Raw genomic sequence first — 12415 nt, 5'->3', positions numbered from 1 at the left:
CACATTCAATCACTACAAGATGAATTTTGATGTGATTGGTTATGAAAACGGTTCGATTCATTCGCGCGATGGGCATTTTAAACATGCATAACCTTGCGTTATCTAAATACAATTTGACGTCTGATGAGCTTGGGATTCCGTCTTCAGTCTTCCATAACCCTATGACCTTGATTCCGTTGAAAGCGGTCAGTGAATGGTATCAACGGATTGAAAGGATGAGTGGTGATCCAGACGTAATATTGAATGTCAGCCGAGATATCGATTTGCAAAAACTTGGACCTGTTGGGCGTTGGTTGTTTTCTGGTAATGATCTAGCCAGCACGATTCGACGTGTGAACTATGGCGTGAGTAACCTTCAGTCTGGGGCGTTCTTTGCTGGAGCACAATCGGGCAAGATCATTAAGTGGACGTACGACAATCCCTTTATTGATACCAACATAAAGGTTCACGATAGTATTCGTAGCGCCATTTTTATCATTAAAATTCTTCGAGAATTTCTAGGTAAAGATTATAAACCGCTTCGCGTATTGGTTTCTGGTTCAAGGAAGAATCATGATTTGTATAAAGATTATTTCGGGTGCGATATCGATTGGAGCCAACCCAAGACAGAAATATGGATTAACGGTGATGACCGTCTTGCTTCTCGGCAGGTAACTCATCGTGAAGACAACCGTTTAGCGATGAGCTTTTCCGACTTGGATGACTTGCTCAATATGCCCGATCCAGAAGATGAACTGAAAGTGATATATGAAGTGGTGCACTACAGCAGTCATTACGGGTTACCAACGTTAGAGCGAGTGTCTTCTCTACTTGGTTTATCTGATCAGCAGTTTCAACGCCGTTTGCACAAATTAGGGCTCAACTTCTCGACGGTATCAGGCTATGTATTGAGTAATGTTGCGGCAGGGTTATTGAGCAAACGCGTAAGTATTGATGATATTTCTGTACGCCTTGGTTATACCAATGTGGCGAGTTTCAATCGCATGTTCAAAAAACATCGTGGTTTGACGCCAAAGCAGTACGCGGCGCGCCTAGAAAAATAGCGTGACAAATCATGTATTAACAAAAAGCCCTCTAGGTTGAGGGCTTTGGTTCTTCTATGTTGTTAAGCGCTTATTCTTCGGGACGCCAGCTCAGTGCGCTCGCAACGGCACCAATAGCCACCACGTCTTTTTGTTGATCGCTAAGCTCGGGAAGCATTTGCACTGCGATTGTACCGTTGGTTTGTACCGCAGCAATTTCTTGTGTGCCTTGCTTGAAGCTGTAACCCAATGGAATATCTACCGCCATCATTGAATCAGGGCTTGTGTGCACGGTTTCTACGTTGAAATGCGTGTTGCCAACGCGAACCCTGCCAGTCTCTTTCTTTTCTAGACTGATATCGATCAGTGCCGATTTTGGCTTCATTGCAAACTCACCGACTTTGACACCGTCTTGGGTGATTTGGCACGTGTAAGGGTCCTTTCCACCAAAATCAACACCCATGTAGTTCACTGACATACCGCCACCTGTGCAGCTCAGTAACCAGGTTTCGCCGCTGTCTACGCGAGTCACTTCTGCACCCATTGCGCCTTCTTTGAACGAGATGCGATTGAACCAGCTTGAGTTCGAAGCACTGCGCGAGTATTTGCCTTTGTACTTACCGGCAAAATCAAATCGACCATCGGCTCCGAATCCCCAAAAATCGCCGTCGGTTTTTACTAACATTTCTGGTTGCACTTTTACTGCATCAGTACGATCCATGACGGCAAGGCCACCACAGCCAACAAGGAATAGGGGAGCAAGTAGAGTAAGTTTCTTCATGTTTTTCATTGTTTATAGCTTCGTTACGTCTAAAGTTTGGTCGGTGAATTTGATATTTTGGATGTCGTACAACTCATCAGAGCCTGTGCTAGGACACTCAACAGTTACATTCTTCGCTTTGATAACGATACATTCCGCCAGTTTGTGTGGCACGATGTAGGTGTTGATGCCTCCTTCACCGTAAATACTGTTATCTTTGTTGTTGCCTTCGAAGGTGTTGTCTTGATCGTTACCGATGACATTGATTGCTTGGTCGCCAACGATCTTTACCTTTGTGAGCCACTGAGATTTGTAGGTGTATGCTTCTACCAAATCGTCTTTGTTTGGTGCCATACGGAAGGTAGGCACTGTGCCTGGATTCGTCTTCTCCGTGTAGAGTTTGACGCCAGCAGAGTCGATGTTCGCGGTGTATTGCAAATATCCGTGGAATAAGCCGCTAATCCAATCAACCGCTTGCGGGTCTTGGCTTTGCATTTCCTCACGCGTTAAAGCTTGGTAGCCGTCTAGGCCTTGCCCGTTTGCTTTTGCTACACCCATGTAAGCTTCAAAAGCAGCAGCAAAATATTCATGAGAGTAAGAAGGGCCGGTTTTCTTAACACGCTCCGGGTCGAAGTCGTCCGACTCCCAATCTTCCCAGTCTCTTTGTGTAGGACGCCACACGGTGGGCTTGCCAGCTTGCATATCGGAATAGATACTCAGTGCATGTGCTTGAATGCCGTTTTGCAGTGACGAAGTCGACGCGTTAGGCGCAATGCCTTGCGCTTGAACCAAATGTAGAATCTCTTCAAAAGCAGCGTCTCGGTCAGCATGCTCACCCAGATTAGCGCAGTAATCGGCAAAGTTGCTCATGTAATGGCAATCGCCTTCAACGGTCAATTCGCGATACATTAAAGATTGACTGTTCATCAACCAGTTTGGTGTGTCTGCGCTGTTCATTAAGGTTGTTGCAATCGAATCGACAAGTGAATCTAAGTCCTCTTCGCTAAGTGCCATCATGTCTTCCACAAACTTTTCTAAAGAACTGGTATCAAAAGTGTGCGTTAGACCTGAATCAGCAATTGCGTGGTTCAACTTGCCTTGACGAATAAGCTCACTGACGAAAATTTTTGTCAGCATCTCATCATTTTTATCGTCGTTTTTAGTCAACATCAATGTCGCGTCACGTGCTGCTAGTGTCTTAGCGATGCGAGATTTGTCGGTACCGTATTTAGAATTCGGTTGGGTTGTGAGTAGGTGCTGGATAATTTTTGCGGCACGAAAGATTTTTTCATTGTTCACACCATCGTCAACCGCAACAATATGAAATGCATCATCATTGTTGGCTTCAGAAAGCGAGATTTTTACATAGTGGGTGAAGCCAGCATCAGCAGCTACCTTCAACTCAGTAGGAAACGCTGTAGAAACGACATTAGGGATGATAACGGTGCTCAATACTGGGGCTGGTGGCGTAGTCGTTTTCGATGTTTTCGAGCTGGAGTCACTACCACCGCAAGCCGTAAGGCTTACCGCGCACAATATTGCCAAAGGGGATAATTGAGCGAATTTCATTTTTTGTATTACTCACTGACTGAAGGTTCGCCCGAGAATCTATGAGTAACAGGATTTTCTGTCTATATGGGCAAATGAAGTCATAACTGTTAGGAATGAATTCTTGTAAGGTTTTTAATTCGACTAATCTAAAACAGTAATGGATTTATGTGTTGAGTTTGTATTAAGTTCTAGCTTAAAAAACTTTTTAATTCTAATTGTGTGGTTGGTAATTCCATTTCTGGTTTTATTAGCTGTGCGTGTTTTTATAAATGTATGGTTTGTAAGTGTTTGTAAGGCATTTCTTGTAGGAAAAAGTGTCAATAGAGTGGGTTGCACCCTACAAATCGGACGATATACTTCTTCTGTTTTATAGATGGAGTGAATAAATCATGGTTAGCAATAAAATCTTGCTCGTAGAGGATGACTCTGAGATCGCTCGACTAACCAAGATGTATCTAGAAGCAGAAGGCTATCTTGTCACTATTGTTGATGATGGCTTGAATGCGTTAGACAGCATCAAAGCGTTTAAACCTGATTTAGTCTTACTCGATCTTATGCTTCCCGGTAAAGACGGCGCGATGATTTGCCAAGAAGCGCGCGGTTTTTATCAGGGTGTTATTATTGTGTTGACGGCAACTGATGATGAAATGAGTGAAGTTAGCCTGCTCAAATTCGGTGCTGACGATTACTTAACCAAGCCGATTAAAGGCAATATCCTTCTCGCTCGCATTGAAGCTGCTCTGCGTCGGTATCGTCGTCAAGTGGACATGGTTGAAACCGTGGAATTAAGCCGTTACGGAATTGACTTGTGTACTCGCCGTTCTAAAGCTTTCTATTTGGAACAAGATATAGACTTAACTGACTCTGAGTTTGAAATACTCGAACTGTTAATGCTTAACGTTGATAAACCTGTCTCGCGGGAATCTTGTTGTCGATTAGCAAGAGGCATCGAGTATTGCATTACTGATCGTTCGATTGATATGCGAATCTCTTCCTTAAGAAAGAAGTTTTCCAAAGCCCATATTCATACTGCTACCATTAAAACTGTCCGTAACCGAGGTTACATGCTGACGGGTAAATAACGATGTTCTCGACGTTTACTCGTTTATACGTAGGTATCATTTCTGGGTTAGCTCTGACGATCACTTTGTTTATTTTTATGGGCGAAGAGTTCATGCGTAAAACGGAAGTGGGGATATTCCTTGAAGACGGCGCTTACTTTGTTGATCAGTACATAGAGCAACGTGGGACAGAAGACTCGCTTTACAAAAACCTCACCGAAAAAGGAAAACAAGATTTCTTTATCTTCGACCTGACTTTGCTTCATGATTGGGATGGCTCAGCACCGTGCCACCATTGCGAATTGTTGTATCACTTACAAGGTATTCCCGTTTATTTGGTTGATGATACGTTGTACGCCGCCGTTTTTCCTCTGCCCAACACATCAGAAAGCTTAGTCTTTAAAGAGAAAGGTGATTTTTTCAGTCCCGATATAGATTGGGACGAGGATTCAGAGATCATCTTCGTCGTAACATTGATTATCGCCGTGATTCTTAGCTTAGGCGTGATGGTTTATATTCCGGTTCGAAAGTTGGAAAATCAGATTCGTCATTTAACTGCGACTCAACAACAGTTTGGTGCGGTAGAACTGAGTAAGCGCGTTGAGCTAAAGGATTTCTCCGCTCCAATACGCGAATTGGCTTGTGGTTTTAATACCATGGCGGAAGACATTGAAAGACAGGTTCGACAGAGTGTGATTTTCACTCAAGCTATTCCTCATGAAGTGCGTACACCATTAAGCCGTATTCAGCTCGCGACCGATTTAGCACGACGTTGTGAGGGGGCGCAGCAAGCTGAATTGCATGATGATATTGAACGGTATGTCGACGTAGTCAACCATCTCACCTCCGATATTGTGATGTTATCTCGATTGAATTCGAATAATCATTTGATGAACGAAACGTATGAGTTGGTGCACTTACCTCAATGGCTAAAACATCGACTGCACTATCATGATTTAGGGGCAGTGCTGTTGTTGGCTGAAGAAGCAAAAGAAGACCCTATGATTGGTTTGCAACCGACGCTAGGAAATTTGGTTATTGATAACTTGCTGCAAAACGCCAAGCGATATGGTGACGGTAATGTGACTGTGACGCTGAGACAGGTTGAGCATTTTTGGATAGTTGATATTGAAGATGATGGGCCTGGTATACCAGAAGAGAAAAGAGAGGAAATATTTTTGCCGTTTTCTCGATTGGATAAAAGCCGTAACGCTGATATCAAAGGATTCGGGTTGGGCCTCGCGATAACAACCAGCGCCGCGAGGCTGCTCCACTGGGATCTTTCTGTTGGAGAAAGTCACTTAGGTGGCGCGCGATTTACCGTGCTTATTCCGACCAGCGATTAGGGTAGGCTTGGCGGTAATCGGGCGATTGAATACCCTCATATAAATCGTTACACGGTTCAAGTGGGCCTACAACCGTTCGGTACGGTAATACGCCAGCCCAAACGGGAATATCCATGTCTTCTGAATCGTCGTTGACGCCAAAATTGCTTATTTTTACCGATGCTTCGGTCAGTGGAATACGCAGTAGCATGGTGGCTTTGAGTTCTTTCTCATTACTCAAACGAACTTCTTCCGTTCTCCCCGGAGCGATCTGTTCGATAAGGTGATTCAGTAACCTGTCTTTCTCTAGGTTATTCTCCACCATCTCAAATTGCCCAAAGACCACGGCACTACGATAATGCGCGCTATGGTGAAACGCACTTCGAGCCAATACCCAACCATCAAACAAAGTAAAGGTAAGGCACGTTTGCACTCCTTGTTTGAGTGAGCGTAACAATCGACTGTTGTTGGCACCATGGATATACACGTAATCATCGACACGCCATGCCAACATGGGGATGACTACAGGGCCAGACTCGTTTGTTATTGCAATATGAGCGATCAGGCTTTCATCTATGATGGCGTGCAGTTTGCTAACATCAGAGACGGCTTTATGTACGCCTTTCTTAATTTCCGTTCTATTAGTATTGGATAACATTTTCTCTCCTTATTTGCTCCTCAATCTTTGATTGCAATGTAGCGTTTAACTGGTAGCTTAAAGAGAGCCAGTTTTAACTAATGGATGGATCCAGTTTGTCTTTGATTGATATCGGTGACCTGCATTTAAAAGAAAGTGATGGAACGCGTCAGCAAGCGTTGTTTTTTGCTATCCGCGAGAAGATTGTTCAAGGATTGTGGGCGAAGAATGGCAAGCTACCCTCTACACGAAAACTATCACAAGAGCTTAATCTCAGCAGGAATACCGTGATTTCTGCCTACGAGCAGCTAGTGGCGGAAGGGTATTTGAATAGTCAAAAAGGTTCAGGCTTTTATGTCGCCGTAGAATTGCCTGAGCAATACCTACCTGAACTGCGTCTAAAGAAGATGGATTCATCACCGAAAACCAACTTTGATATTAACCGTGCATTTGCTCCGGGGGTGCCTGATTTGGAGGCGTTTCCGATGGCGCAATGGCAAAAGTTACTTGCTCGCCATCTCTCCCGATCCTGTTTGCTCGGCAATCAAGATATTCAGGGCAGTTGGGTATTACGCTGTGCTTTAGCTGACTACCTTGCATCAAGCCGCTCAGTGAATTGCTCCCCAGAGCGCATCATTATTACCTCTGGGGCTCAGCAAGCGTTGTCGATTGCGACGATGGTTGTTCTCAAGCAAAGTGATAAGGTTCTGATGGAGCAACCGGGCTACGCACAAATGCGTAAGTTGATTCAATTTCAGCAGTATCAATTTGAGCCTTTGTTCGTACGAGAGAAACTAGGTTTTGATGTGGAAGCGGTGATCACAAGTGATGCCGATGCGCTGTATATCACCCCAAGCAATCAATATCCGATGGGCACCACACTCAATACCGAGCAAAGAGGAAAGATCATCAACTGGGCAGTTGAGCAATCACGTTGGATCATCGAGGACGATTATGACAGCGAATTCCAGTTTGCTCATCGCCCCTATACCAGCCTACAAGGGCTAGCGGCTCAAATGGGTCGAGATGATCGCGTGTTGTATGTGGGTTCTTTCAGTAAAGTGATGTTTAACGGATTGCGGCTTGGCTACCTTGTGGTTCCTGAACGTTTAGTGGAACAATGTTTGGTGGTTAAAGATGCGTTAAGTGGTGATTCACCTACGCACGCACAAGAAGCGTTGGCAGATTTTATCACTGAAGGTGGGTTATTGCGTCATATCCGAAAAATGCGCCGACTGTACAAAATTAAGCATGAACAAATGTGTTTGGCGGTTGAAAAGCACTTTGGCGATAGAGTTGCGGTGATCAGTCAGGCTGCTGGTCTCCATATTACTTTAAAGTGGCAGCAGGGAATTGATGAACATGAATGGACGCAGCGCGCTCAGTCAAAAGGTATTGTGCTGCGTCCGATGAGTTTTTATGAGCATTCAGGTTTTAGAACGCGAGATTGGCAAGGCGCTGTACTAGGCTATGGCAATGTCGCGTTAGTAGATATTGATGCGTTGGTTGAGCAACTCTCTCAGTTGTTTGAATAAGGAGTAGGGTCTTATTCAGTTATCCGTCTAATGTGCTTTTTTCGCCATTGCCTCCACGGTAAAGAGAGCACGACAAAAATAGTAACGGCGTAAAGCATAGACCAACCTAAACAAATGAATACCGCGGTGCACAACACAAGAGAAATGCCCGCGAGGATCTTTCCCCAACCTTGTAGCAATTTGTAAGCAGCAAGCATTGCCAATAGATAGACCAGAACAAAAATACCATTCGCGAGTTTGAGGAAAAACTCCAGCTCTAAACCAGATAGTGACCCAATAACGCACGAAACTAGCAAAATAACACCAACAACGAGAGTGGCATTTGCGGGTACACCGCGCACAGATACTCTTGCAATCGCACTATTTGGTTTATGTTCTCTTGCTTGCGCCCATACCATTCGAGAAAGGCTTTGCGTATAAAGGTTTACGCTGGCAAAGCATGCAGAAAAGCCAACCACGCTGATTATCCATTTAGCGTTTTCACCAAATAGGTGGGCGCTCAGCCAAGGGATCGATGCACTATCGAATTGGGCATTGCCGTAAGCACCAAATTTTAGAATGACGACCGAACATGTCCAGTAAGTGATTCCTGCAACAAAACAACCAACGATGATGGCAATCGGGAAGTCCCGTTGTGGGTTCTTAAACTCTTCGCCCATATGAGCAAAAGCTTCTATTCCCACAAAACACCAGAACATCACGCCCAAAGCCGCTGCAATCGACCAAGTTGAATCCATCGTAATGACAGGCATGGTTAAATCGGCAGAACCAACATCGCCTTTCCACAGAAATGCACCGACCAGAGCAAAAATGCTCAGTGCGATAATGGTTTGTAAGCGACCAGAAGATTTTGTGCCGAGCAAGTTGACCACCATTAACAGAGCGACCGTGAGAATTTGAGCGAAAAGGTGATTACTAATGGACTCTGGTAACAGTTGTTGTAAAAAGCCTGCAGCAAGTGCGACAGCAGCAGGCACACCAACAGGAATAACGCTAACGAACAACCACGCCACGCTGCTTTCTAGCTTACTATTAAAGGCTTTACGGACGAAAAATGCTGTACCACCAGCACTTGGATAGCGTTTGCCTAACTGAGCGAAGGTAAGCGCGATAGGGCAAATGGCAATGAATAAAATAATCCAAGCCCAAAGTGAGAAGTGACCTGCAATGCCAGCGGCAATCGCTGGGATCATAAATAGACCCGTGCCCATTAAGGTAGTTGAGAGCTGACCGATTCCGGATATCAGCGTAATGTCTTTTTTGAGTTGTTCCATAACGACCTCTGAACGTCTAGGTAATGCGAGCCACAAGCATATCTAAATTCTGCACAGCAAAATGATGTTGTCGACCGTCAAAATGACGGTTGTTTTGCCGATAAACCGCAAATTGTCGGTTTTCAATAAGTTGTAATTGAGTAGAATGGCAAAATTAAGGAAAGCTTGGTGATGTTATGGACAAATTTGATCATCAGATCATAGACCTATTACGGCAGAACGCCCGTCTCTCTATTACTGAAATCTCAGAGCAAGTTAGCCTGTCACGTTCAGCTGTGACAGCTCGGATCAAAAAGCTTGAAAATGACCAAGTCATCCTTGGCTATCATGCCGATATTGCGATATCTAAAGAGTCGACGATTTGTGCTTACATGGCACTCAAATTTGATACCTCCGCTTCTAGCCATCATTGCGACAATTACGCTAATGACCTGTATAAAATCGATGGTGTTAAATGGTGTCACGCTATTAGTGGTGAAACCGATATGATGCTGTTTGTCGAAGTGCCTAATATCGCGCGTCTCAACGAGATTCGAGATTATATCCAAAGCTATCCAGAGCTTCGTAACGTGATGACACATACCGTGTTAACGGAGTTTTTCAATACCACAGGGAGTAAGTTTGTAAAATGAACGAAAAAGACATCGTCCTCAATTTTTGGAACGTAATGGCAAGCAATGACTTCTATGCGGCGGCAGAGTGTTTGTCAGCTGACTGCGCCGTGATTTGGCCATTAACTAAAGAAGTGATTCGAGGTAGAAAAAACTTTGCAGAGCTCAATTCAGCTTATCCTGCGGACGGGAAATGGACCTTTACTATCGAACGCATCGTGGCTGATGCTGATCAAGTCGTTACCGATGTGATCGTTAGCGATGGTGTACGTTCGGATAGGGTAATTACTTTTCATACTGTCCGTGATGGCCTGATTTGCAAACAAGTGGAATACTGGCCGGAAGATTACGCCGCGGCAGATTGGCGTGCTCAATGGGTTGAGCGTGCTGAATAACATCAACCTGAATCTACTGCGCTCTTTACATGTCCTACTTGAAGAGTGCCATGTGAGCAGAACTGCTGAGCGTTTGCACATCACCCAATCGGCGGTAAGCCGTCAATTAGCGCAGTTACGTGAATTGTGCGGCGACCCTTTATTGGTTCGACAGGGTAACCAACTGATTCCAACACCAAGAGCGCTACTTCTTAAAGAGAAGTTGGATGACTTGTTAGCAGAATTCGATCACCTTCTTGATGACAAGCCTTTTGAACCTGAGGATTGGAAAGCGGAGTTAGTATTTGCATCGAGTGATTATGTCGCCCAATACGTCCTCCCTGATATTGCCTCTCATCTGAGTGGCTTTGCTCCTCATTTAGATATGGCGTACCGACTGTGGCAGCCAGATTTTCTAGATAAGCTTCATGAGACTGGCATCCATATCGCATCTTCCATGTATCCAGAGAAGCCTCAGGGCGTATCCAGTGTGAAGATTGGTGAAGACTCATCAGTTTGTTTGATGAAAGCTTCTCATCCGTTAGCAAAGCAAGACAGTATCAGTGTTGAAGATTTAATTTCTTACTCTCACATTAAAGTTACGGGTGGTGGGGACAAAGATTCGTACACCGACTTAGCATTAAGAGAACTAGGGCAAACACGTCATATTACGTTCAAAGTGCCTTTCTTCTCTGCTGCCATCAATCGCTTAGTTTCTAGTGAACATCTGATGGTGGTTCCAGAGCATATTGCGGTCAATCTTGCGAAGCATTGGGACTTAGCCCATAAAGCACTGCCTCTCGAAACGCCTATTCATCAGTATTGGTTAATGTGGCATCCAAAATACGATACCGATCCAGCGCATAAATGGGTGCGCGAAGAGATTCGTTTGGTCATGCAGATCTCAGAGTATTCCATCCGATAATAAATGCCTTATTAGGTTATGATTTGAAATCATGATTAGTATGAAAAACTTTGATTTCTAATTATACCTTTTCCGTTGATAGATTAGCGTCAAAGAGGGGAGATTCTTATGACACTAACAGTTTGGTTATCACTTTTTACCGTGTGTTTATTAGGGGCAATGTCGCCAGGTCCAAGCTTAGCGATTGTTGCTAAGCACTCGTTAGCTGGTGGCCGCGTGAATGGTTTGGCTACCGCATGGGCGCACGCGTTTGGTATTGGTATTTATGCGTTCATTACCTTGATAGGTTTGGCAGTGGTACTTCAACAAAGCCCGTTGCTATTTAAGACGATCAGTTTGGCAGGTGCAGCTTACTTGGCGTATCTCGGTTTCAATGCTTTACGTTCAAAAGGTGGTGTAGCAGCGAAGCTAGAATCTGGTGAAGAGACGACGGTTTTACAATCGGCGCGAGAAGGTTTTCTTATTTCGATTCTAAGCCCGAAAATCGCACTGTTCTTTATTGCATTGTTCAGCCAATTTGTTGCACTTGGTAACGATCTAAGCAACCAAATGATCATCGTCGCGACGCCATTTGTTGTCGATGGTTTGTGGTACACCTTTATTACCTTGGTGTTGTCTAATTCGCGCGTTGTTGACCGTATTCGCTCAAAGGCAGTGCTGATTGACCGACTATCCGGCATCGTCTTAATGCTATTAGCTGTGCGAGTGGTTGTGACGATTTAACCAAGTCGAACGCATTGTATAAAAAGTAAAAAGGCTACCGCGATGGTAGCCTTTTTTGTATATGGCATACAAAAAAACATCCTAACTCTTAACGAGATAGGATGTCAGCAAAGAAGGTTGCTCAGGAACATAGGGGGAGTGTGGAACCTTCAGAAGCGTTAGCGACGAACTTCTTCAAACTCGCCTTCAATCGCGTCGGATTTGCCCGTATTGAATTCATATTCTTCATGCATTTCTTGCTGCATTTGCTTCACGCGCTTTTCAATACGTTTACCAGTGATCAGGGCTGCGATGGTCAAAGGAATCGCCATGATTAGGCTAAATACCAAAGTAAAAAAGCCAGTAATCAGTGCTAGTGCAGTAACGATAATTCGATTCATAATCATGACCTCTCTTTCAATCTATGGGTTCATATTAGTGCTCTGAACATGAACGAAACATGAATATAGCGTTCAAGTTGGTTAATTAATGTCTGAGGAATGTCAAAGAGTCTTAAAAACGAAAAAACGCCTGAGGTCATCAGGCGTATAAACGGGGAAGAGCTATTAGTAATGCGCGGGGCGCTTATTATTAAAAACAAATGCTGAGGTGCTACTCGTTACCTATTGTGGTTAACG

At 44.3% G+C, this 12415-nt stretch carries 13 protein-coding genes; 8 read left to right on the top strand and 5 right to left on the bottom strand.

Annotation, left to right across the window (positions count from 1 at the left end; genetic code table 11):
* Nucleotides 1–41 precede the first annotated feature (41 nt).
* Entirely contained in the window at nucleotides 42–1043 is a 1002-nt protein-coding gene (locus OQJ86_RS09875) for an AraC family transcriptional regulator (RefSeq protein WP_104037151.1), read from the top strand.
* Nucleotides 1044–1113: 70 nt separating this feature from the next.
* Here the strand turns inward: OQJ86_RS09875 and OQJ86_RS09870 are convergent, their stop codons facing one another.
* Nucleotides 1114–1803 carry a hypothetical protein gene (locus OQJ86_RS09870; protein WP_104037163.1) on the bottom strand — a complete coding sequence of 230 codons (690 nt, stop codon included), beginning with the start codon at nucleotides 1801–1803 and terminating at the stop codon, nucleotides 1114–1116.
* A 12-nt stretch (nucleotides 1804–1815) separates the two neighbouring features.
* A complete protein-coding gene (locus OQJ86_RS09865) occupies nucleotides 1816–3351 on the bottom strand; it encodes a hypothetical protein (protein WP_104037152.1) in 1536 nt (511 codons plus the stop codon).
* A 371-nt stretch (nucleotides 3352–3722) separates the two neighbouring features.
* Here OQJ86_RS09865 and OQJ86_RS09860 point away from each other — a divergent pair, with 371 nt between their 5' ends.
* Nucleotides 3723–4415, top strand: coding sequence for a response regulator transcription factor (locus OQJ86_RS09860; protein ID WP_039974976.1), 693 nt, complete (start codon nucleotides 3723–3725; stop codon nucleotides 4413–4415).
* Between the two features lie 2 nt (nucleotides 4416–4417).
* Nucleotides 4418–5740, top strand: coding sequence for an ATP-binding protein (locus OQJ86_RS09855; protein WP_104037153.1), 1323 nt, complete (start codon nucleotides 4418–4420; stop codon nucleotides 5738–5740).
* Here the strand turns inward: OQJ86_RS09855 and OQJ86_RS09850 are convergent.
* Nucleotides 5721–6377: a pyridoxamine 5'-phosphate oxidase family protein gene (locus OQJ86_RS09850; protein ID WP_265987606.1), complete on the bottom strand. Its 657-nt coding sequence runs from the start codon at nucleotides 6375–6377 to the stop codon at nucleotides 5721–5723. The genes OQJ86_RS09855 and OQJ86_RS09850 overlap by 20 nt on opposite strands.
* Nucleotides 6378–6457: 80 nt before the next feature.
* Between OQJ86_RS09850 and OQJ86_RS09845 the strand changes: the two genes are divergently transcribed.
* The gene (locus OQJ86_RS09845; protein WP_104037154.1) at nucleotides 6458–7891 is read left to right on the top strand and encodes a PLP-dependent aminotransferase family protein; all 1434 of its coding nucleotides are present in this window, start codon (nucleotides 6458–6460) and stop codon (nucleotides 7889–7891) included.
* 11 nt (nucleotides 7892–7902) lie between these two features.
* Here the strand turns inward: OQJ86_RS09845 and yjeH are convergent, their stop codons facing one another.
* On the bottom strand, nucleotides 7903–9165 hold the full coding sequence (gene yjeH, locus OQJ86_RS09840) for an L-methionine/branched-chain amino acid transporter (protein ID WP_104037155.1): 1263 nt from the start codon (nucleotides 9163–9165) through the stop codon (nucleotides 7903–7905).
* A gap of 176 nt (nucleotides 9166–9341) precedes the next feature.
* Between yjeH and OQJ86_RS09835 the strand changes: the two genes are divergently transcribed.
* The 4 genes from OQJ86_RS09835 to OQJ86_RS09820 all read left to right on the top strand — a co-directional run bounded on the left by OQJ86_RS09835 (nucleotide 9342) and on the right by OQJ86_RS09820 (nucleotide 11798).
* Nucleotides 9342–9797: an Lrp/AsnC family transcriptional regulator gene (locus OQJ86_RS09835; RefSeq protein ID WP_038877644.1), complete on the top strand. Its 456-nt coding sequence runs from the start codon at nucleotides 9342–9344 to the stop codon at nucleotides 9795–9797.
* Complete coding sequence (locus tag OQJ86_RS09830) at nucleotides 9794–10171, top strand: nuclear transport factor 2 family protein (RefSeq protein ID WP_038877641.1); 378 nt, start codon at nucleotides 9794–9796, stop codon at nucleotides 10169–10171. The genes OQJ86_RS09835 and OQJ86_RS09830 overlap by 4 nt, the downstream gene beginning before the upstream one ends.
* A complete protein-coding gene (locus OQJ86_RS09825; RefSeq protein WP_265987605.1) occupies nucleotides 10161–11075 on the top strand; it encodes a LysR family transcriptional regulator in 915 nt (304 codons plus the stop codon). The genes OQJ86_RS09830 and OQJ86_RS09825 overlap by 11 nt, the downstream gene beginning before the upstream one ends.
* 108 nt (nucleotides 11076–11183) lie before the next feature.
* Nucleotides 11184–11798 (top strand): LysE family translocator, encoded by a 615-nt coding sequence (locus tag OQJ86_RS09820; protein WP_005433441.1) that lies wholly within the window; start codon nucleotides 11184–11186, stop codon nucleotides 11796–11798.
* A gap of 158 nt (nucleotides 11799–11956) precedes the next feature.
* Here the strand turns inward: OQJ86_RS09820 and OQJ86_RS09815 are convergent, their stop codons facing one another.
* Nucleotides 11957–12178 carry a hypothetical protein gene (locus tag OQJ86_RS09815; RefSeq protein ID WP_005442428.1) on the bottom strand — a complete coding sequence of 74 codons (222 nt, stop codon included), beginning with the start codon at nucleotides 12176–12178 and terminating at the stop codon, nucleotides 11957–11959.
* Between the last annotated feature and the right edge of the window lie 237 nt (nucleotides 12179–12415).

It is taken from the genome of Vibrio sp. Sgm 5, from assembly GCF_026241575.1.
Lineage (GTDB): Bacteria > Pseudomonadota > Gammaproteobacteria > Enterobacterales > Vibrionaceae > Vibrio > Vibrio jasicida.
The sequence above is the reverse complement of the archived record's forward strand: the minus strand, read 5'-3'. Positions and strand labels throughout refer to the sequence as shown.

Coding starts and splice junctions, on each gene's coding strand:
- OQJ86_RS09865 (WP_104037152.1), bottom strand. CDS start 3,351: ATGAAATTCGCTCAATTATCCCCTTTGGCAATATTGTGCGCGGTAAGC.
- OQJ86_RS09845 (WP_104037154.1), top strand. CDS start 6,458: ATGGATGGATCCAGTTTGTCTTTGATTGATATCGGTGACCTGCATTTA.
- yjeH (WP_104037155.1), bottom strand. CDS start 9,165: ATGGAACAACTCAAAAAAGACATTACGCTGATATCCGGAATCGGTCAG.
- OQJ86_RS09860 (WP_039974976.1), top strand. CDS start 3,723: ATGGTTAGCAATAAAATCTTGCTCGTAGAGGATGACTCTGAGATCGCT.
- OQJ86_RS09835 (WP_038877644.1), top strand. CDS start 9,342: ATGGACAAATTTGATCATCAGATCATAGACCTATTACGGCAGAACGCC.
- OQJ86_RS09830 (WP_038877641.1), top strand. CDS start 9,794: ATGAACGAAAAAGACATCGTCCTCAATTTTTGGAACGTAATGGCAAGC.
- OQJ86_RS09875 (WP_104037151.1), top strand. CDS start 42: ATGAAAACGGTTCGATTCATTCGCGCGATGGGCATTTTAAACATGCAT.
- OQJ86_RS09870 (WP_104037163.1), bottom strand. CDS start 1,803: ATGAAGAAACTTACTCTACTTGCTCCCCTATTCCTTGTTGGCTGTGGT.
- OQJ86_RS09820 (WP_005433441.1), top strand. CDS start 11,184: ATGACACTAACAGTTTGGTTATCACTTTTTACCGTGTGTTTATTAGGG.
- OQJ86_RS09855 (WP_104037153.1), top strand. CDS start 4,418: ATGTTCTCGACGTTTACTCGTTTATACGTAGGTATCATTTCTGGGTTA.
- OQJ86_RS09850 (WP_265987606.1), bottom strand. CDS start 6,377: ATGTTATCCAATACTAATAGAACGGAAATTAAGAAAGGCGTACATAAA.
- OQJ86_RS09815 (WP_005442428.1), bottom strand. CDS start 12,178: ATGAATCGAATTATCGTTACTGCACTAGCACTGATTACTGGCTTTTTT.